Here is a 19,352-nt window from a genome sequence, read left to right on the forward strand (position 1 = left end):
CCGGGGTCGGGTCTGTCACGGCAGGCAAGGCTGGTTCAGTGCTCGCCCGCCGGACCGCCGATGGGGGAGCTGCCGGAGGAGTCCTTGCGATCCTCCTTGGCGCTGACTGCGGCACCGCCGCTGGGCGAGTCGTCGCCCCAACCCTGCGGGGCGCGCGGCTTGCGGCCCGACATGATGTCGTCGATCTGCTCGGAATCGAGGGTCTCGTACTGCATCAGGGCGTCGGCCATCATGTGCAGCTTGTCGACGTTTTCCTCGAGCAGCTGCTGGGCAGTCTCGTAGCAGTCGTCGATGATGCTGCGCACTTCCTTGTCGATCTGCGTGGCGGTCTCGTCGGAGATACCCTGGTGGGGCTGCGCCGCGCTGCGCCCGAGGAACACTTCCTCGTCGCCCTCGTCGTACATCAGCGGGCCCATTTTCTCGGACAGGCCCCACTGGGTGACCATCTTGCGCGCGATCTCGGTGGCGCGCTTGATGTCGTTGGAGGCGCCGGTGGTAATGCCGTCGCGACCCAGGGTCATCTCCTCGGCGATACGCCCTCCGAACAGGCTGCACACCTGGCTGACGATGTGCCGGCGGCTGTGGCTGTAGCGGTCTTCCTCCGGCAGGAACATGGTCACACCCAGGGCGCGGCCGCGGGGGATGATGCTCACCTTGTACACCGGATCGTGCTCGGGCATCAGGCGGCCGACGATGGCGTGGCCGGCCTCGTGGTAGGCGGTGTTGCGCTTCTCGTGCTCGGACATGACCATGGACTTGCGCTCGGCGCCCATCATGATCTTGTCCTTGGCCAGCTCGAACTGCTGCATGCCGACGGTGCGCAGGTTGGCGCGCGCGGCAAACAGGGCGGCTTCGTTGACCAGGTTGGCCAGGTCGGCGCCGGAGAAGCCGGGCGTACCGCGGGCGATGCGTGCGGGCTCGACGTCCTCGCCCAGCGGCACCTTGCGCATGTGCACCTTGAGGATCTGCTCGCGGCCGCGGATGTCGGGCAGGCCGACCACCACCTGGCGGTCGAAGCGGCCAGGGCGCAGCAGCGCCGGGTCGAGCACGTCGGGACGGTTGGTCGCGGCGATCACGATCACGCCGTCGTTCACCTCGAAGCCGTCCATCTCCACCAGCAGTTGGTTGAGGGTCTGCTCGCGTTCGTCGTGACCGCCACCCAGGCCGGCGCCGCGATGGCGGCCGACAGCGTCGATCTCGTCGATGAAGATAATGCAGGGAGACTGCTTCTTGGCCTGGTCGAACATGTCGCGCACGCGGGAGGCGCCGACACCGACGAACATCTCGACAAAGTCTGAACCGGAGATGGAGAAGAAAGGCACCTTGGCCTCGCCGGCGATGGCCTTGGCCAGCAGCGTCTTACCGGTACCCGGCTGGCCTACCATCAGCACACCGCGCGGGATGCGCCCGCCGAGCTTCTGGAACCGGCTGGGGTCGCGCAGGAACTCGACCAGCTCCTGCACGTCCTCCTTGGCCTCGTCGACACCGGCGACATCGGCGAAGGTGGTGGTGATCTGGTCCTCGCCCAGCAGGCGCGCCTTGCTCTTGCCGAAGCTCATCGGGCCGCCGCGGCCGCCGGCACCGCCCTGCATCTGGCGCATGAAGAACATGAACACGGCGATGATGATAAGGATGGGGAAGGACGCCACCAGCAGCTGCGTCCACACGCTCTGCTGCTCGGGTTCCTTGCCCTGCACGGCGACGTTGTGCGCCAGCAGGTCGTCCATCAGCTTGGGATCTTCCACCATCGGGCGGATGGTCTTGAAGCGGGTCCCGTCCATGCGCTCGCCGCTGATCACCAGGCCGTCGACCAGCACCTTGCTGACCTGGTCGCGGTTCACTTCCTGGATGAACTCGGAGTAGCCCAGCGTATCGGCGGGGCTCTGCATGTTGAAATTGTTGAAGACCGACAACAAGACCGCGGCTATCACCAGCCACAGCAGCAAATTTTTTACCATATCGTTCAATGCTGTTTCCTCTCGCGTTCTACCCGGGGAGGGAGGTCACCGCCAAGCTTGACGACGGCACCTGCACAGCCATTCTCCTCAGTTGTAGACAGGGTGCCAGCGCCCCGGCTGATCAGTCGCTGGCGGTGCGCCGGCCCCGCGGGACCTGGCGCGCTCGTTGGGCGTGAAATCGGGGGTCATAAGGGCTCCAATTTACTACAGTTGGGGCGCTTCGACCACGTTTCAAGGCCCCGGCGGTCGCATTGCGACTACCGTTCATCTGCCCCGCGAAACCCCCTCGCCACGAGGTAGACCTCGCGCGAGCGCGGCCGCGAGGCGCTCGGCTTGCGGTTGACCACCCGCTCGAAGCTGCCGCGGGCGTCGCGCACCAGGTCGTCGAACCCCTCGCCCTGGAACACCTTGGCGACAAAACTGCCGCCCGGCGTCAGCACCCGGCGCGCCATGTCCAGGGCCAGTTCCACCAGGTACATGGCGCGCGGCTGGTCCACCGCGGTCATGCCGCTCATGTTCGGCGCCATGTCCGAGACCACCAGGTCGACCGGGGCGTCGCCCACCGCCGAAAGGATCTGCTCGAACACCGCGTCGTCGGTGAAATCGCCCTGGATGAATTCCACCCCGGCGAGATTGTCCATGGGCAGGATGTCCGATGCGACCACCCTGCCCTTGTGGCCCACCAGGTCCGCCGCCACCTGCGACCAACCGCCCGGCGCGCTGCCCAGGTCGACAACTGTCATGCCGGGCCGGATCAGGCGGTCTTTTTCCTGCAATTCCAACAACTTGTAGCAGGCACGGCTGCGGTAGCCCTCGCGCTGGGCACGCTGCACATACGGGTCGTCCCGGTGCTCCTTCAGCCAGGCCTTGCTCGAGGATCGCTTTTTCGCCATGTACCGTCTACGCTGCAGTTCCGGGCCGCGGGGCCCTTGTGTAGAATACGCGCCCCCGGCCAGGCCGGATGCAACCGACGCAAGTTTACCCCGGATTGACCATGAACATGACAGCGAAACAGGACGCGCGGCAACTGCGCGCGATCGGCCACAAACTGAAGCCGGTCGTCACCGTCGCAGGCAAGGGCCTGACAGAAGGTGTTATCGGCGAGATCGACCGCGCCCTTGAGCAACATGAGCTGATCAAGATAAAGCTCGCCGTGGGTGATCGCACCGCCCGCGCGGCTACTGCCGAGGCCGTCTGCGAAGCCTGCGGCGCACAACTCGTGCAGGCCATCGGCAACGTCATCCTGGTCCTGCGCCGCAGCAGCAAGCCGGATCCGAAACTGTCCAACCTGCTGCGCCCGCTGTAAAAACCGCACAGCTCTCTTTCCGTTCTTTTCCCGCTTCCGGGTTCGCGCCCGACAACCGCCAGGCCCGCCCAGAGTGGGCGGCAGCTAGTTGAGCGTCGGCGCCACCAGATCCGCGAGCAGCGACTCGCGCACCGCATCTTCCAGCACCAGCTCCGCCGGGTAGGCGGGGTGGTCGATACCGGCGCCCAGCGCGGCCCCGGCATTCAGGGCGCTGATCATCGAGGGGGCGAGCTCAAAACGCAGGAAGTGCACCGAAGAGGTTTTATCGGCGGTCTCCCGATCCAGGTCCTCGTCCGCAATCGCGTAGACCCGGTCACAACCTGCGACCTGCATCCAGACGCGATCCTCGATACCGATCAACTCGCCCAGCCGCAGGGCGCGCTCGGCCGGGTCCTCGTACTCGAGCATGAACGTGGCCTTCCAGTTCTGCCCGTCGGGGATCAGCGGGTTGTAGGCCTCCAGCTCCTCGGCGATGCCCGCCGGCTCGAACACCCGTTCGATGCGCAGCATCTCCTGGATCTGGTAGCGGATGGTCAGGGCGTCCTCGAAGTACAGGCGCGCGTGCTGGCCCAGCGCCACCTGCCGGGTTTTCTTGTGGGCCAGTACGCGGGCGCGAAACGCGGGCCGCTCCTGGGCGTATTCCTCCAGCGACCACAGATCATCGCGCGACAGTTTTGCCATGGCGGACACCTCGTTCACAGACCGTAGGCCATACGCAGAAGCGTCATGGGATGGGTGGCGTGGTCGACCTTCGCCGACAGATTCGCGATATGGCTGGCGGCCATCGGGCAGTCGCTGGCGAAATAGGCGGGCGTACCGGCATCGACCTTGCGCACGACCGGGCGGGCGATTTTCAGCGATTTTTCCCGGGTCTCCGCCTTCACCGCGTAGGTGCCGTCGTGGCCGGAGCAGCGCTCGTGCACCTGCACCTCGGTGCCCGGCACCAGGCCGAGCACGTCGCGGGTCTTGATGCCGATGTTCTGCACCCGCAGGTGGCAGGCCACCTGGTAGGCGATCTCGCCCAGGGCGTTGGGGAATTCGGTGTTCAGCTCGCCGCCCTTGTGCCGCAGCCACAGGTATTCGAAGGGGTCGAAGAAGGCCTTCTGCACCTTGAGCACATCGGCGTCGTCCGGGTACATCAAGGGCAGTTCCTGCTTGTACATCAACACGCAGGAGGGAATCGGCGCGATCAGGTCGTAACCGGCGTCGACCAGCGCCGCCAGCACCGGGATGTTGGCCTGCTTGAGCTTGTCCACGGCATCGAGGTCGCCCAGTTCCAGCTTAGGCATGCCGCAGCATTTTTCCTTCGGCACCACGTCGATGTGGATACCGTTGTGCTGGTAGACCTTGACGAAATCCTCGCCGAGATCGGGCGTCGTATAGTTGCCGTAGCAGGTCGCGTACAGCGCCACCTTGCCGGTGGTGTCGCCCACGGCTTTGGGCGCGATCTCGCGCACCAGGGCGCCCACCTTCTTGCGCATGGTCTTGCTGTGAAATTCGGGCACCGGCGCTTCGCGATGCAGGCCCATCGTCGACTCCAGCACCTTGCGCACGCCGCTGGAACGATTCACCGCGTTGACCGTGACATCCACCAGCGGAACCGAGGACAGGCCGAACACGGTATCGGTGCTGGTCAGCACCCGGTCGCGCAGCCGCGCGCCCTCCTCGCGGAACTTGACCGCCTTGGCGCGCAGCATAAGGTGCGGAAAATCCACGTTCCACTCGTGCGGCGGCACGTAGGGACACTTGGTCATGTAGCACAGGTCGCACAGGTAACAGTGGTCGACGACCTTGTTGTAATCGGACTTGGCAACGCCGTCGACCTCGAGGGTTTCAGACTCATCCACCAGGTCGAACAGTGTCGGGAACGACTCGCACAGGCTGACGCAGCGGCGGCAGCCGTGGCAGATGTCGTAGACCCGCTCCAGTTCGGAATAGAGGGCGTCCTTGTCCCAGTAGTCGTCGGATTTCCAGTCAATGGGGTGCCGTGTCGGCGCTTCGAGACTGCCTTCTCTCACGGTGATTTCCTCGCGATAGCCACAAGCGACCCGGCGGCGACCTCGGTGGCCGCCGCCGGGCAGGGATAACGCCCATTGCCCGCGGTGCGCCCGTTATCCGCGCGGCGGGCAATGGGCGCGCCGCTGCGCGGATCAGGCGTCGAGGGTGTCCAGGGCTTTCTGGAAGCGATTGGCGTGGCTGCGCTCGGCCTTGGCCAGCGTTTCCATCCAGTCGGCGATCTCGTCGAAACCCTCGTCGCGGGCGGTCTTCGCCATCCCCGGGTACATGTCGGTGTACTCGTGAGTCTCGCCGGCGATAGCCGCCTTGAGGTTGTCGGCGGTGCCGCCGATGGGCAGGCCGGTGGCCGGGTCGCCGGTCTCTTCGAGGTACTCGAGGTGGCCGTGTGCGTGACCGGTTTCACCTTCGGCGGTGGAGCGGAACACGGCGGCGACATCGTTGTAACCCTCGACATCCGCCTTGGCGGCGAAGTAGAGGTAGCGGCGGTTGGCCTGGGACTCGCCGGCAAAGGCGTCTTTGAGGTTCTGTTCGGTCTTGCTGCCTTTCAGGGACATGATCTGCCTCCAATTATTGTTAGGCTGTTATGGCTGGCTGGGCGTGGTCAGGGCGGCTGGCGCCCCGGCGCACGGTCACAATCCGCGGAGCTTTGAATTGCGCTGTATAGACTAGCCCTAATCAATCGGCGTTGCGTAATCGAATTTCCCTATCAATGCCATAGGTATTCTAGATCGAGCCCCGCCGGCATTTACCTCGACTGCGGCCGTCGCTACACTGGAAGGCATCCGACCAGCACAAGCGAGTCCCTATGGGAGAGCTGCTCGAATTCCCCTCATCCCGGGCCCAGGGCCTGGCCTACCTCGACCGCAACATTCGCGAGCTGCTCGCCGCCCGCGGCGCAGACCGCGACCTCATCGATTTCGCCGCAAGACAGCTTACCGACATCTACAACCGCAGCCAGGGTGCCGAGCAGTACCAGTTCAACGTGCGCCTGCCGGATGCCCTGGACGAGCGCGCGGCCACCGAGTTGAAAGTCGATATCGAAACCGGCCTGGAGGAACTGCGCCGTGAGAACCACGCGCTGGTGCTGCAACTGATCGCCGAGCTGGTGCTGGCGCGGGTGCAGTTGTTCCAGTCGCGCCGGGAGTAGGCCCGGCGTTCGGTGAGGGTGCGCCGCTAGGCGACCAGTGCGTTGGTCAGCTGGTACACCGCCACCGCGGCGACATAGGCGAGCAGGAAATAGCCGATAAACATCTTCAGCGTGAGTGAGCGCGACTGGCTCTCCTTGGCGAGAATAGCCAGGGTGGACACACACTGCAGGGAGATGGCGAAGAACACCAGCAGGGCCAGCCCCGAACCCAGCGCCAGGCCGCTGGCGTGGATGTGATCGACCAGCGGCACCATGTTCTCGTCCGCGCCCTCGATGCCGAAAATCGTGCCCAGCGTACCGACGAAAACCTCGCGCGCCGCGAACGAGGTGAAGATGGCCACCCCGTAGCGCCAGTCCAGGCCCAGGGGCCGGAACAGCGGCTCCACCCAGTGACCGACCTGGCCGAGCCACGACTCGCCGAGGTCCGCCCCGTAGTTGGGGAAATAACCCAGGATCCAGATGAGCATGGTGACCGCGAAGATCACCTTGCCGGCCTTGGTGACGAAGTGCCGTGAGCGGTTCCAGGCGTTGCGCAGCAGCGGCTTGAAACCCGGCATGCGATAGGGCGGCAGCTCCAGCACGAAGGGCAGGTCGGTGTAGCGGTCCTCGGCGGTGCGCGAGACCAGGCCGGCGATCAGCAGGCCGATGAACATGCCGAAGAAATAGATGCCGAACATTGCCAGCCCCTGCCAGCCGATAAGCCCGCCGAGGGCGGTTTCGGCCGGAATGAAAGCCGCGATCAGCAGTGTGTACACGGGCAGGCGGGCGCTGCAGGGCATCAGCGGAATCGCCATGTAAGTGAGCAGTCGCTTACGCGGGGAGTCAATCGCCCTGGCCGCGTAGATCGCGGGAATGGCACAGGCCACGCCGGACAGCATGGGAATGAAGCTCTTACCAGTCAGGCCGAACAGGCGCAGCGGCTTGTGGCAGATAAGGGCGGCGCGCGCCATGTAGCCGGAGTCTTCCAGCAGGCCGATGATAAAGGTGAGCACGAAAATCTGCGGCACGAACACCAGGAAGGCCCCCACCCCGCCGAACAGGGCGTCGGCGGTGAAATCCCGCGCCACCTGGTTGCCCAGCAGCGGCACCAGGGCGTCGGCCATCCAACCCAGGCTGCTCTCCACCGCGTCCATGACCGGCGCCGCCCAGGTGAAGATCGACTGGAACAGCAGGTACATGATGAGGAAAAACGAGATGCCGCCGGTGACCGAGTGCAGGAAGAAGCTGTCGAGCCGCGCCTGGCCGCGCACCAGCAACTCGCCGCCGGGGCCGAAACGCCGTGACAGCGCGTGCGCCTCGCCGCGCAACAGCGCATCCGGCGCGTTGGCGAACGCACCATTGGTGTCCGGCATCACCGGGTTGCGCAATGAGGCGAGCAACTCGTCCACGCCCTTGCCGGAGCGCCCGGACAGCGGCACCACCGGTGTCTGCAGGGTCTGGGCCAAGCCGTCGACATCCAGTTCCAGGCCGTGATTGTCGAGCACGTCGATCATGTTCGCCAGCACCGTCACCGGCTTGCCGAAGCGCTGGCAGTCGCGAATCACCTGGAGGGTGAACAGCAGGCTTTTTTCCAGGCGGGTGGCATCGATCACGCACAGCACGTGGTCGACCTCCGGGTCCTGCAAGGCGCGTTCGAAATACCCCACCGCGAGTTTTTCCTCCGCGGAGATCGGTTGCAGGGAATAGGTGCCGGGGAAGTCCATGAGGGTGCGTTCGGGCATCGCCTGGATGCGACCGGTGCCGACATCCACGGTAATCCCGGGGAAATTCGCCACCTTCTGGTTGAGACCGGTCAGGCGGTTGAACAGCATGCTCTTGCCCGAATTCGGGCTGCCGACGAGGATGACCTTAGACATCGCGAGGCACCTCAAACATCACGCGGCTGCAACACATCAAGGGGCCCCTTGTGCACCGCGGGGTTCCGCCGCTATGCATCCCTGGGCTCCAGGCGCACCTGCACATACGCGGCGACATCGTCGTCCAGCGAGAACACCGTGGCGCTGACCTGGTAGACCTTGGGCGCACCAAAGGCAGGCGCCTGCAGGCAGGTCACCCGCTCGCCCGGGTGAAACCCGAACTCCATCAGGCGAATGCGGTAGGCCTCGGCCAGGGTGGTGTCGTAACCGATAATTTCGCAGCGCTCACCCGCCTTGAGCGACCACAGGGTTTGCTGGGCAGTCACCTGATATCCATACAACGTGTGTGGGACAAACGCGCCATATTAGCAGTAATGAGAATGATTTGCATAAGAAACTCAACAACCTGAACGACCTGCAAATGCGGGACTGATGCCGGACAGTGCAAACAAAAACTGCGCCTAAAAAAGTAGTCAGCATCTGGACATCCGCCCGGGCCTTAAATAATAATGATTCTCATTACTGATAACAAGGCGCAACCGAGGATTCCGGAATGAGCAAACTTCGCTTTCTCTGCCCCACCCACCGCGGCTGGCTGGACGCCAACCCCGAGGCGGCCCACGCACTGTGGCAAAGCTCGCGCCAGCGCAGCCTGGAACTGCTCGAGGAGCAGGACTTCACGGCAGCTGCACGCCACGCCGGCGCCGCCTACGAGGCCGCGGGCATTCTGCTCAGCCAGGACGCGGCACCGGCGGCTCCGGAAATCGGCCGCTTTACCGACGCCACCGCCCTGCTCGGAGAACTGTTGCTGATCGTGGGCGAGCGCGAGGCCGCGCGCCTGGTCAACGCTGCCGCCATCAGCCGCATGGAGCAACTGCTGGTGAGCGGGGTGCACCGCCGACTGGTGCTGGCCTGTTGTGAGCGCCTGCTCGGCAGCCCGGCCGGGATCACGCCGCAGCCGCAGCCAGTGCCGGTCTCTACAAGCCTGCACTGAATCACGGACCTCCCACGGTGGAAGACAAGCCGGTGACGACGGAACGGGTGCAGGTGGAGTTGCCACTGGAAGTGCTGCAGCGCCTGCTGCGCGAGCGCAACCTGGTCGCCAGCGAGTTTCGCTGCCTGAACAACCGCTCCAGCCGCGCCGGCTGGCGTGCATTGAAGGAGAGCCTCCTCGGCTGAAGTGCTATCTGTCGGGGCCTTGCCGTTGACAATCTCCGTTAGAATTCTATTCTAGAATATAATTCTAACAGGAGAGTGCCATGGACTTTCGCGACACCGAACAACAGGCCGAACTGCGCCAAAGCATCCGGGCCTTTTGCGCCACCCACTGCGATAGCGAATCCGAAGCGGCCCGCGAACAGTCTGAGCAGTACCCAGCCGACCTGCACCGCGCGCTGGCCGCGGCGGGACTGCTGGGCCTGGGCCTGCCGCGCGACTACGGTGGCGGCGGCCTGGACCTGCTGGCCCAGTGCATCGCCTTCGAAGAACTGTCGCGGCACAGCGGCGCCGCAGCCAACATCCTGTTCATCAACGGCGTCTGCGGCGCCCTGGTCGCCGCCGGTGGCAGCCCAGCCCAGCGCGAGGCGCTACTGGGGCCACTGTGCGCCGGGGAACTGCGCTTTGCCTTTGCCCTGACCGAGTCCGAGGCGGGGTCCGACCTGGCCGGACTGAGCCTGACTGCACAGCCCCGGGGCGAGGACTATGTGCTCAGCGGCAGCAAGCTCTACACCACCGGCGCCGCCGATGCGCATTTCCTGCTCACCGCCGCGCGCAGCGACGCCAAGGCCGGACCACGCCAGGGAATCAGCCTGTTCCTGGTCCCCGCCGACAGCGCCGGTCTTGAAATCACCGCACTGCCCAAGCTCGCCGGCAACGAGATCGCCTCCTGTCGGGTGGCGTACCGGGACGTGCAGGTGTCGTCCGACGCCCGTCTGGGCGAGGCCAACGGCGCGTGGTCATGGCTGATGCTGGGCGGTGCGCTGGAGCGCCTGAGCGTGGCCGCCTCCTGCCTCGGGCTGTCGCGGGCGATCCTCGACGCGGTGCTGGCCCACGCCGCCGAACGCGAGCAGTTCGGCCAGCCGATCGGTCGCTTCCAGGCGGTCCAGCACCGCATCGCCGACATGTCGGTGCGCATCGAGGCGATGCAATGGCTGGTCTACGCCGCGGCACAGGCGGCCGACCTCGGCGCCGCGGCGCAGCGACAGATCTGCTCGGCCAAACTGTTCGCGGCAGAAAACGCCCAGCAGATCGCCCAGGACGGCATGCGCCTGCTCGGCGGCCGCGCCTATTTCAGCGACAACCCGATGCAGCGGCGGCTGCGCGAGGCCCTGCTCGCCCTCTACGCGGGGGGCACCATGGAGATTCAGCGCAACCTGATTGCGCGCAGCCTGGGTTTGTAGTGCCACCCATTCAAGGCCAACGATGCAAGGTCATCCATGCAAGAGCATCCATGCAAGGGTATCCATCTCGAAATGTAACGGCGCCGCGGTCACAGGCAATTGTCCCAATCGCACGGGCCGCTAAACTAGGGCCTGGACCGTGAAGAGCCCACCCCCATGAGCGAGACCCCGGCGGTGTACACCGCCAGCCGCAGCAGCGCGAATCGACAGCACGCCATCCTCATGGCGGCTCTGGCGTGTTTCAACGAACGCGGCATCGAGGGCGCGGCGATCGGCGAGATCGGCCGCCGCGCCGGGGCCAGCGTGGGCAGCATGTACCACCACTTCGGCAGCAAGGAGGGCATCGCCCTGGCGCTGCTCGCAGAGGGCCTGCACAGCAGCACGCGGTTGCTGGAGGAAAAACTGGCCACCGCACAGAGCGCGCGTGAGGGCGTGACAGCCTGCGTGATCGCCATACTCGAATGGGTGCGCGACAACCCCGAATGGGCGCGTTTCATCTACACCGTGACCAGCACCCGCCTGTGGCAGGGCGACCACCCGGAACTGCATGCGGTCAACGCGCGCAATGCCGAATTGATGGCGACGTATTTCGGCCCCTACCTGGCCTGCGGCGAGTTGCGCGCACTGCCCACCCAGTGCCTGCCCTCGCTGGTGCTGGGGCCGGCCCACGACTATGCGCGCCGCTGGCTCAACGGCCAGGTCGAGGGAGATATCGAGGCTCATGCGGAGGTATTCGCCGAGGCCGCCTGGCGCGTGGTCAGCAACGTCGACCAGACGTAGGGCTGGCTGTTGCGGCTGTCGTTAACCCGCGGAGCGACCCAGCACAAGGCGTGCGGCGAGACACAGTCCCGATGCTCGCTTCCGCACAGCGGCTCCTTAGTCGCGGACCACTCGAACGCCGACCTGTTGGCGCGCTGGCAATACAGGTGACGATTGCGCCAAACCTGCTACGTTTATTGACCAGTGTGGCTCCGGTTTGGGAGCTACCCGCATGCCACTGAATCGGTTTGACCCGACAAGCGAGCCGGGCTCGAGCAAGTGATAAGAACAAGACAGGCACAGCCATTCGCAAAGGAGTACGAAGGCCATGACCAACCACAAACGTGTGGTGATACCCATCGCGCTTGCCGCCTCTGCCCTCACCGCTCCGGCCTTCGCCCAATCTGACGCCGAGCGCATTCGCCTGCTGGAGCAGCAACTGCAGCACCAGGCCCAGATCATGCAAGAGCAGCAGCGCGCACTGGAGGCCATGCAGGACGAACTGGAGCGACTCAAGGCCGGGCAAAGCCCCGCTCTTGTAACGAGCCCGCCTCCTGCGACTGGTTCAGGCACATCCACTACCACAGTCCCCATCGAGGACCTGCACCAGCCAATAGCCGTGGCCATGCCCCCCGAGGAGACCGGCGACGAGCCGCTGGGTTTCGAGATCTACGGCTTCGTGATGGCCGATGCCATTTACGATTTCAAGCGGGTGGACCCGGACTGGAACGACACCCTGCGCGTCACCACTATCCCCACCGCCGATGGCCAGTACGGCGCAGACGGCGAGTTCGTGTTTTCCGTACGCCAGTCCCGCCTGGGCCTGAAGGGCGACTGGGATACTGACGCGGGCAAGGTCGGTTTTATCCTGGAAGCGGAGCTGTTCGGTACTGGCGGCGACGCCGGGCAGACCACGCCGCGACTGCGCCACGCCTGGGCCACCTGGAAGAACTTCGGCATGGGCCAGTACTGGTCGAACTTCATGGACATCGACGTGTTCCCCAATACCATCGACTACTGGGGCCCCACCGGCATGGTGTTCTACCGCAACCAGCAGATGCGCTACACCTGGCCCATGGGTGAGGACGAGTTCGCCATCTCCCTGGAAGACCCGGGCACCGCTCTCACGGTCGGCCGCTTCCGGGACGAGTGCTCCAACGAGGTCGGGGAAAGCTGCGAGTCCACCCTGGGCGAGGAATACCGGGCCAAAAACGAGTTGCCCGACCTCGCACTGCGCTACCGCAACAATACCGACTGGGGCCACTGGCAACTGGCGGGTATGGCCCGCCAGCTTGGCTACGAGCGCAGGGACACCGGTTTCACGGACGAGGAATACGGCTGGGGCATCAACGCCAGCAGCGTGATCAGGGTGACCGAGCTGGACCGCCTCAAACTGCAGGTAGTGTATGGCGAGGGTATCGGCAACTACCTGAACGACGGCGGCCTGGACCTGGCGCCGCGCAATGCGGAACGTACCGGCAACACGGCGGAAACCGTGCCGCTGCTCGGCATCGTCGCCTATTACGATCACTACTGGAACGAGCGCTGGTCAACCTCCATCGGCTGGAGCGGGGTCGAACTCGACACCACCGCCGGCCAGGCGGGCACGGAGTTCGAGAAGGGCCAGATCGCCCAGGTCAACCTGCTGCACTACCCCACCGACGGCGTGCTGATCGGCGGCGAGTTGATCTGGGGTGAACGGGAGGATATCAACGGTGCCGACGGCGACGACCTGCGCGTGCAGATGTCGCTGAAGGTCAATTTCCCGCGCTGACAAAACCTGAGAAGCCGGTTTCGAAACAAGAAGAGGATTCCAACATGCTGACCCCCAGACTGGCCGCTGGCCTGGCCACACTGACCCGGACCCTGGCTCTGGCCCTGGCGCTGTCCGTAACGCTCGCGCCATTCAATGTACGCAGCGCAGCGGCCGCCCCGCTCACCGCCGAGGACTACCAGCGTGTGGTCGACGAGGCCTACGCCAAGTTCAAGGACGTGAAGGACGGCGCCAACGCCGACTACATTCCCATACTGGCCACCGTGCCCAGCGAGATGTTCGGCATCGCCCTTGTCACCCGCGACGGCAAGATCTACGCCGCTGGTGAACAGAAGTACGAGTTTTCGATCCAGTCCGTCTCCAAGCCCTTCACCGCCTCGCTGATCATGGCCGAACAGGGCCCCAAGGTTCTTCGCGAGAAGATCGGCGTTGAGCCCACCGGCCTGCCCTTCAATTCCAAGCTCGCCATGGAACTCTACGAATCGCGCTCGGTGAACCCGCTGGTCAACGCCGGCGCCATCGCCGCGGTCAGTCTGGTGCAGGCGGATTCCGAGCAGGCGCGCTGGAACAAGGTGCTGGGCAATATCGAGGCTTACGCGGGGCGCAAACTGCAAGTGCTGGAGGAAGTGTACGATTCAGAGTACGAGACCGCCTGGTCCAACCGCGGCATCGCCAACCTCCTGTTCAACTACGGCAGGCTGTACAGCGACCCGGAGGAAGCACTGCGCGTGTACACCCGCCAGTGCTCCATCGGCATCAACACCCGCGACCTCGGCATCATGGGCGCCACACTCGCCAACGAGGGGGTCAACCCGTTCACCGGCAAGCGGGTGCTGGATGCGGAGGACGTGCCGGAACTGCTGGCGATCATGGCCACCGCGGGTTTCTACGATGAATCCGGCGAGTGGATGTACCGCTCCGGCCTGCCGGCCAAGACCGGCGTGGGCGGCGGCATCGTCGCCGTAGTGCCGGGCAAGTTCGCCATCGCCACCTTCTCGCCGCCGCTCAACGAAGCCGGCAACAGTGTGCGCGGCCTGAAGGCGATCAACTACATTTCCGGGGAACTGGGTGTCGGCCTGTTCGGCCCCAACCGCAGTGAATAGGCGAGGGGAAACCTCGCCCGCAGCGGGCTAGATGTGCTGGACCTGGTCGATCTCGTACTCGATATCGCCGCCCGGCGCACGCACCACGACGACGTCCCCCTCTTCCTTGCCGATCAGGGCGCGGGCGATGGGTGAGCCGACGGAGATGAGGTTCTGCTTCACGTTCGCCTCGTCCTCGCCGACGATGCGGTAGGTCACGGTAGCGTCCGTGTCCAGGTTGATGAGATCCACGGTGGTGCCGAAGATCACCTTGCCGGTTTTCGGAATCTGCGTGACGTCGATCACCTGGGCATTGGAGAGCTTGCTCTCGATCTCCATGATGCGGCCCTCGGCGAAGCTCTGCTGCTCGCGGGCGGCGTGGTACTCGGCGTTTTCCTTGAGGTCACCGTGCTCGCGGGCCTCGGCGATGGCGGCGCTGATACGCGGCCGCTCAACCTTCTTCAGGCGTTCCAGTTCCTGGCGAAGCGCGGCCTCGCCGGTAACGGTCATCGGTTCCTTGTTCATGCACTGATACTCCCGTGCAGGTCCTGCAGCCTGCGCACTTTTTTGTCGCCTTCCTCGCGCAGTGACAGCACCAGGGCCTCGGCGGCGGCCATGGTCGTGGTATAGAACACCCGGTGTGCCTCGGCACTGGCCCGGATCGGCGCCGAGTCCTCGATGGCCCGGCGGCCTTCCGTGGTGTTGATGATCAGGTCCGCCTCGTCGTTCTTGATCAGGTCGACGATATGCGGGCGACCTTCCAGCACCTTGTTGACCCGGCGGACTTCCAGGCCGGCGGCCTCCAGGGCCGCTGCCGTACCGCCGGTGGCGGCCAGCTTGAAGCCCATATCGACGAGGTCGCGGGCGACACTCACGGCGACGGGCTTGTCCACATCACGTACGCTGATGAGTACCGTACCGCTTTTCGGGGGCTCTTCGCCACTCCCCAGCAGCGCTTTGGCGAACGCCGCGGCGAACGTATCGCCGGTGCCCATCACCTCGCCGGTGGAGCGCATCTCCGGCCCGAGAATCGGGTCCACGCCCGGGAACTTGTTGAACGGCAGCACCGCTTCCTTGACGCTGTAGTACGGCGGCACCACCTCTTTCTCGATGCCCTGCGCGGCCAGGGTCTGGCCCGCCATGCAGCGCGCCGCCACCTGTGCCAGCGATACGCCGATGCACTTGGATACGAAAGGCACGGTGCGCGAGGCGCGCGGGTTGACCTCGATGACGTAGATCTCACCGTCCTGCCAGGCCAGCTGCACGTTCATCAGGCCCTTCACGCCCAGTTCCAGGCCCATGCGCCGCACCTGCTCGCGCATTTCATCCTGTACAGCGGGTTCGAGGTTGTAGGGCGGCAGCGAACAGGCGGAGTCGCCCGAGTGCACGCCGGCCTGCTCGATGTGCTGCATGATGGCGCCGATCACCACCTGCTCGCCGTCGCTCACCGCATCGATATCCACCTCCACCGCGGAGGAGAGGAAGCTGTCCAGCAGTACCGGCGCGTCGTTGGAGGCCTTCACCGCGTTACTCATGTAGCGCAGCAGGTCTTCCTCGCGGTAGACGATTTCCATGGCCCGGCCGCCGAGCACGTAGGAGGGGCGCACCACCAGCGGGTAGCCGATTGCCGCCGCCGCCTCGACCGCCTCGTCCGCACTGCGAACGATGGTGTTGGCCGGCTGCTTCAGGCCCAGCTTCTCGATCATCTGCTGGAAGCGCTCGCGGTCCTCGGCGCGGTCAATGGCGTCCGGCGTGGTGCCGATGATCGGCACGCCCTCGGCCTCCAGCGCACGCGCCAGCTTCAGCGGCGTCTGGCCGCCGAACTGCACGATCACACCCTTGGGTTTTTCCAGCTCGACGATGGCCAGCACGTCTTCCAGGGTCACCGGCTCGAAGTACAGGCGGTCGGAGATGTCGTAGTCGGTGGACACGGTCTCCGGGTTGCAGTTGACCATGATGGTCTCGTAGCCGTCGGCGCTCATGGCGAGCACCGCGTGCACGCAGCAGTAGTCGAACTCGATGCCCTGGCCGATGCGGTTGGGGCCGCCGCCGAGCACCAGTATCTTGTCGCGGCCCGAGGGCAGCGCCTCGCACTCCTCCTCGTAGGTGGAGTACATGTAGGCGGTGCTCGAGGCGAATTCCGCGGCGCAGGTATCCACCCGCTTGTACACCGGGCGGATGCCCAGCGCGCGACGGTGCTCGCGCACGCTCTTTTCCTGGGTGCCCAGCAGTACCGCGAGGCGCTCGTCGGAGAAACCCTTGCGCTTGAGGCGGAACATGCGCTCGGTGTCGATTTCCGCCAGCTCGACGGTCTTCAGGCCGTCCTCGGTGCGCACGATGTCCTCGATCTGCACCAGGAACCAGGGGTCCACGCCGGTGAGTTTGTACACCTCGTCCACGGGCATGCCGGCACGGAAGGCGTCGGCGATGTACCAGATACGGTCCGGCCCGGGGGTGATCAGCTCCGCGACCAGTTCGTCGCGCTTGTCCGGGTTGTCCACGTCGACGCGGTGCTCGAAACCGGCTGAGCCGACTTCCAGGCCGCGCAGGGCCTTCTGCACCGACTCCTGGAAGGTGCGGCCGATGGCCATGACCTCGCCCACGGACTTCATCTGGGTGGTCAGGCGGGCGTCGGCGCCGTTGAATTTCTCGAAGGCGAAACGCGGGATCTTGGTCACCACGTAGTCGATCGCCGGCTCAAAGGAAGCCGGTGTGGCGCCGCCGGTAATGTCGTTCTGCAGCTCGTCCAGGGTGTAGCCGATGGCCAGCTTGGCGGCGACCTTGGCGATAGGGAAGCCGGTGGCCTTGGAGGCCAGCGCCGAGGAGCGCGACACCCGCGGGTTCATCTCGATCACTACCATGCGCCCGGTGTTCGGGCACTGGCCGAACTGCACGTTGGAGCCGCCGGTCTCCACGCCGATCTCGCGCAGCACCGCCAGCGAGGCGTCGCGCATGATCTGGTATTCCTTGTCGGTGAGGGTCTGCGCCGGGGCCACGGTAATGGAGTCGCCGGTGTGCACGCCCATGGCGTCGAAATTCTCGATCGAGCAGACGATGATGCAGTTGTCGTTCTTGTCGCGAACGACCTCCATCTCGTATTCCTTCCAGCCGATCAGGGACTCGTCGATGAGCAGTTCCTTGGTCGGCGAGAGGTCCAGGCCACGGGTACAGATTTCCTCGAACTCGTCGCGGTTGTAGGCGATGCCGCCGCCGGAGCCGCCCATGGTGAAGGACGGCCGGATGATGCAGGGGAAGCCCAGGGAGTCGAGTACCTGGAAGGCCTCCTCCATGCTGTGGGCGGTGGAGGCGCGTGGGGTCTCCAGGCCGATGCGCTTCATCGCCTGGTCGAACAGCTCGCGGTCCTCGGCCTTGTCGATGGCCTCCGCGGTAGCGCCGATCATCTCCACGCCGAACTTCTCCAGCACGCCGTGCCGGGCCAAGTCCAGGGCGCAGTTCAGCGCGGTCTGGCCGCCCATGGTGGGCAGCAGGGCGTCCGGGCGCTCCTCCTCGATGATGCGTCCCACCGTGCGCCATTCGATGGGCTCGATGTAGGTGGCGTCGGCCATCGCCGGGTCGGTCATGATGGTCGCCGGGTTGGAGTTGACCAGGATGACGCGGAAACCCTCTTCGCGCAGCGCCTTGCAGGCCTGGGCGCCGGAGTAGTCGAACTCGCAGGCCTGGCCGATGACAATGGGGCCGGCGCCGAGGATCAGGATACTTTGGATGTCGGTTCTCTTCGGCATAGCTCTCAGGCCCCGGCGCGGGCGTTCATCAGTTCGATAAAGTGGTCAAACAGGGGGGCGGCATCGTGCGGCCCGGGGCTCGCCTCCGGGTGGCCCTGGAAGCTGAAGGCGGGCTTGTCGGTGCGGTGGATGCCCTGCAGGGAACCGTCGAACAGCGACTTGTGGGTGACCCGCAGGGTGTCCGGCAGGCTCGCCTCGTCCACCGCGAAACCGTGGTTCTGGCTGGTGATCAGCACCGTGCCGTCGTCGATATTCTGTACCGGATGGTTGGCGCCGTGGTGGCCGAATTTCATCTTCACCGTGCCGGCGCCGGAGGCCAGGCCGAGCAGCTGGTGGCCGAGGCAGATGCCGAACACCGGGATGTCGGTCTCGAGAATCGCGCGGATCGCCTCGATGGCATAGGTACAGGGCTCCGGGTCGCCCGGGCCGTTGGACAGGAACACACCGTCCGGCGCCAGGGCCAGGACCTCCGCTGCCGGGGTCTGCGCCGGCACCACGGTCACGCGGCAGCCGCGATCCACCAGCATGCGCAGGATGTTGCGCTTCACGCCATAGTCGTAGGCCACCACGTGGTGGGGCAGGGATTCCGGGGCGTGTTCGGGGAAGCCTTCACCCAGCCGCCAGCTGCCGGCGTTCCAGGTGTAGGATTCGCTGGCGCTGACTTCCTTCGCCAGGTCCATACCCTTGAGGCCGGCAAACGCCTGGGCCTGGGCCAGTGCCGCCGCCTCGTCGATGTCATCGCCCGCCATCAGGCAGCCGTTCTGGGCGCCCTTGTCACGCAGGATGCGGGTGAGACGCCGGGTGTCGATATCGGCGATGGCCACCACCCCGCGCTCCACCAGGTAATCCTGCAGGCTCTGCTGGTTGCGGTAGTTGCTGGCCAGCAGCGGCAGGTCGCGGATGACCAGGCCGGCCGCCCAAACGCCGCCGGACTCCTCGTCCTCGGGGTTGGTACCGGTGTTGCCGATATGCGGGTAGGTAAGTGTGACGATCTGCCGCGCGTAGGAAGGATCGGTGAGGATCTCCTGATAGCCCGTCATGGCCGTGTTAAAGACCACTTCGCCAACGGTGCTGCCGCTGGCCCCAATCGCCAGACCTTTGAAAATACTGCCGTCTTCAAGGACCAGGATAGCCGGACTGGACAAGCATAACCTCCATCAAGCCAGGAAAACCGCTGCGCCGCGCGCGCTCGCAAAAAGGCGAGATGGGGGAACCACATCTCGCCTTTTCACATAGATTCAGCTCTGGTTTTCGCGGGAACACACATTGCCTGTCGCGCTGTGCAGGCATGTGAAAAATCTGGGCGCCGATT

At 65.2% G+C, this 19,352-nt stretch carries 18 protein-coding genes; 8 read left to right on the forward strand and 10 right to left on the reverse strand.

What is annotated here, in order from left to right; genetic code table 11:
* Positions 1–35 precede the first annotated feature (35 nt).
* The gene (gene ftsH / locus E4634_RS20380) at positions 36–1,958 is read right to left on the reverse strand and encodes an ATP-dependent zinc metalloprotease FtsH (RefSeq protein WP_135446571.1); all 1,923 of its coding nucleotides are present in this window, start codon (positions 1,956–1,958) and stop codon (positions 36–38) included.
* A gap of 257 nt (positions 1,959–2,215) precedes the next feature.
* Positions 2,216–2,851, reverse strand: coding sequence for a 23S rRNA (uridine(2552)-2'-O)-methyltransferase RlmE (gene rlmE, locus E4634_RS20385; protein ID WP_135446525.1), 636 nt, complete (start codon positions 2,849–2,851; stop codon positions 2,216–2,218).
* A 101-nt stretch (positions 2,852–2,952) separates the two neighbouring features.
* On the opposite strand from rlmE, the gene yhbY reads away from it, so the two are divergent.
* Positions 2,953–3,264, forward strand: coding sequence for a ribosome assembly RNA-binding protein YhbY (gene yhbY / locus E4634_RS20390; RefSeq protein ID WP_135446526.1), 312 nt, complete (start codon positions 2,953–2,955; stop codon positions 3,262–3,264).
* Between the two features lie 84 nt (positions 3,265–3,348).
* On the opposite strand, the gene E4634_RS20395 is transcribed toward yhbY, so the two are convergent.
* The 3 genes from E4634_RS20395 to E4634_RS20405 form a co-directional block, all read right to left on the reverse strand.
* Complete coding sequence (locus E4634_RS20395) at positions 3,349–3,945, reverse strand: DUF3501 family protein (protein WP_135446527.1); 597 nt, start codon at positions 3,943–3,945, stop codon at positions 3,349–3,351.
* Between the two features lie 14 nt (positions 3,946–3,959).
* Complete coding sequence (locus tag E4634_RS20400) at positions 3,960–5,282, reverse strand: heterodisulfide reductase-related iron-sulfur binding cluster (protein ID WP_135446528.1); 1,323 nt, start codon at positions 5,280–5,282, stop codon at positions 3,960–3,962.
* 132 nt (positions 5,283–5,414) lie between these two features.
* Positions 5,415–5,834 carry a rubrerythrin family protein gene (locus tag E4634_RS20405; RefSeq protein ID WP_135446529.1) on the reverse strand — a complete coding sequence of 140 codons (420 nt, stop codon included), beginning with the start codon at positions 5,832–5,834 and terminating at the stop codon, positions 5,415–5,417.
* Between the two features lie 251 nt (positions 5,835–6,085).
* Between E4634_RS20405 and E4634_RS20410 the strand changes: the two genes are divergently transcribed.
* Positions 6,086–6,427 (forward strand): hypothetical protein, encoded by a 342-nt coding sequence (locus E4634_RS20410; protein ID WP_135446530.1) that lies wholly within the window; start codon positions 6,086–6,088, stop codon positions 6,425–6,427.
* A 26-nt stretch (positions 6,428–6,453) separates the two neighbouring features.
* On the opposite strand, the gene feoB is transcribed toward E4634_RS20410, so the two are convergent.
* Both feoB and E4634_RS20420 read right to left on the reverse strand, forming a co-directional pair.
* Positions 6,454–8,283 carry a ferrous iron transporter B gene (gene feoB, locus E4634_RS20415; protein WP_135446531.1) on the reverse strand — a complete coding sequence of 610 codons (1,830 nt, stop codon included), beginning with the start codon at positions 8,281–8,283 and terminating at the stop codon, positions 6,454–6,456.
* A gap of 71 nt (positions 8,284–8,354) precedes the next feature.
* Entirely contained in the window at positions 8,355–8,609 is a 255-nt protein-coding gene (locus E4634_RS20420; RefSeq protein ID WP_135446532.1) for a FeoA family protein, read from the reverse strand.
* 227 nt (positions 8,610–8,836) lie between these two features.
* Between E4634_RS20420 and E4634_RS20425 the strand changes: the two genes are divergently transcribed.
* From E4634_RS20425 to glsA, 6 genes are all read left to right on the forward strand, one after another.
* Positions 8,837–9,277: a hypothetical protein gene (locus E4634_RS20425; protein ID WP_135446533.1), complete on the forward strand. Its 441-nt coding sequence runs from the start codon at positions 8,837–8,839 to the stop codon at positions 9,275–9,277.
* A 17-nt stretch (positions 9,278–9,294) separates the two neighbouring features.
* A complete protein-coding gene (locus E4634_RS21570; protein WP_167855008.1) occupies positions 9,295–9,462 on the forward strand; it encodes a hypothetical protein in 168 nt (55 codons plus the stop codon).
* An 80-nt stretch (positions 9,463–9,542) separates the two neighbouring features.
* A complete protein-coding gene (locus E4634_RS20430) occupies positions 9,543–10,682 on the forward strand; it encodes an acyl-CoA dehydrogenase family protein (protein ID WP_135446534.1) in 1,140 nt (379 codons plus the stop codon).
* A 156-nt stretch (positions 10,683–10,838) separates the two neighbouring features.
* Positions 10,839–11,462: a TetR/AcrR family transcriptional regulator gene (locus E4634_RS20435; RefSeq protein WP_135446535.1), complete on the forward strand. Its 624-nt coding sequence runs from the start codon at positions 10,839–10,841 to the stop codon at positions 11,460–11,462.
* A 307-nt stretch (positions 11,463–11,769) separates the two neighbouring features.
* Positions 11,770–13,215 carry a DcaP family trimeric outer membrane transporter gene (locus E4634_RS20440; protein ID WP_135446536.1) on the forward strand — a complete coding sequence of 482 codons (1,446 nt, stop codon included), beginning with the start codon at positions 11,770–11,772 and terminating at the stop codon, positions 13,213–13,215.
* 44 nt (positions 13,216–13,259) lie between these two features.
* Positions 13,260–14,318: a glutaminase A gene (glsA, locus tag E4634_RS20445; RefSeq protein ID WP_135446537.1), complete on the forward strand. Its 1,059-nt coding sequence runs from the start codon at positions 13,260–13,262 to the stop codon at positions 14,316–14,318.
* A gap of 27 nt (positions 14,319–14,345) precedes the next feature.
* On the opposite strand, the gene greA is transcribed toward glsA, so the two are convergent.
* The 3 genes from greA to carA are packed head-to-tail and all read right to left on the reverse strand — an operon-like array spanning position 14,346 to position 19,185.
* Entirely contained in the window at positions 14,346–14,822 is a 477-nt protein-coding gene (gene greA, locus E4634_RS20450; protein WP_135446538.1) for a transcription elongation factor GreA, read from the reverse strand.
* Complete coding sequence (gene carB, locus E4634_RS20455; protein WP_135446539.1) at positions 14,819–18,040, reverse strand: carbamoyl-phosphate synthase large subunit; 3,222 nt, start codon at positions 18,038–18,040, stop codon at positions 14,819–14,821. Before carB ends, greA begins: the two co-directional genes overlap by 4 nt.
* A gap of 5 nt (positions 18,041–18,045) precedes the next feature.
* Positions 18,046–19,185 (reverse strand): glutamine-hydrolyzing carbamoyl-phosphate synthase small subunit, encoded by a 1,140-nt coding sequence (carA, locus tag E4634_RS20460; RefSeq protein WP_135446540.1) that lies wholly within the window; start codon positions 19,183–19,185, stop codon positions 18,046–18,048.
* Positions 19,186–19,352: the final 167 nt, after the last annotated feature.

Source organism: Mangrovimicrobium sediminis (assembly GCF_004745945.1).
In the GTDB taxonomy this organism is placed as follows: Bacteria; Pseudomonadota; Gammaproteobacteria; order Pseudomonadales; family Halieaceae; genus Mangrovimicrobium; species Mangrovimicrobium sediminis.

Coding starts and splice junctions, on each gene's coding strand:
- ftsH (WP_135446571.1), bottom strand. CDS start 1,958: ATGGTAAAAAATTTGCTGCTGTGGCTGGTGATAGCCGCGGTCTTGTTG.
- rlmE (WP_135446525.1), bottom strand. CDS start 2,851: ATGGCGAAAAAGCGATCCTCGAGCAAGGCCTGGCTGAAGGAGCACCGG.
- yhbY (WP_135446526.1), top strand. CDS start 2,953: ATGAACATGACAGCGAAACAGGACGCGCGGCAACTGCGCGCGATCGGC.
- E4634_RS20395 (WP_135446527.1), bottom strand. CDS start 3,945: ATGGCAAAACTGTCGCGCGATGATCTGTGGTCGCTGGAGGAATACGCC.
- E4634_RS20405 (WP_135446529.1), bottom strand. CDS start 5,834: ATGTCCCTGAAAGGCAGCAAGACCGAACAGAACCTCAAAGACGCCTTT.
- E4634_RS20410 (WP_135446530.1), top strand. CDS start 6,086: ATGGGAGAGCTGCTCGAATTCCCCTCATCCCGGGCCCAGGGCCTGGCC.
- feoB (WP_135446531.1), bottom strand. CDS start 8,283: ATGTCTAAGGTCATCCTCGTCGGCAGCCCGAATTCGGGCAAGAGCATG.
- E4634_RS20425 (WP_135446533.1), top strand. CDS start 8,837: ATGAGCAAACTTCGCTTTCTCTGCCCCACCCACCGCGGCTGGCTGGAC.
- E4634_RS20430 (WP_135446534.1), top strand. CDS start 9,543: ATGGACTTTCGCGACACCGAACAACAGGCCGAACTGCGCCAAAGCATC.
- E4634_RS20435 (WP_135446535.1), top strand. CDS start 10,839: ATGAGCGAGACCCCGGCGGTGTACACCGCCAGCCGCAGCAGCGCGAAT.
- E4634_RS20440 (WP_135446536.1), top strand. CDS start 11,770: ATGACCAACCACAAACGTGTGGTGATACCCATCGCGCTTGCCGCCTCT.
- glsA (WP_135446537.1), top strand. CDS start 13,260: ATGCTGACCCCCAGACTGGCCGCTGGCCTGGCCACACTGACCCGGACC.
- greA (WP_135446538.1), bottom strand. CDS start 14,822: ATGAACAAGGAACCGATGACCGTTACCGGCGAGGCCGCGCTTCGCCAG.
- carB (WP_135446539.1), bottom strand. CDS start 18,040: ATGCCGAAGAGAACCGACATCCAAAGTATCCTGATCCTCGGCGCCGGC.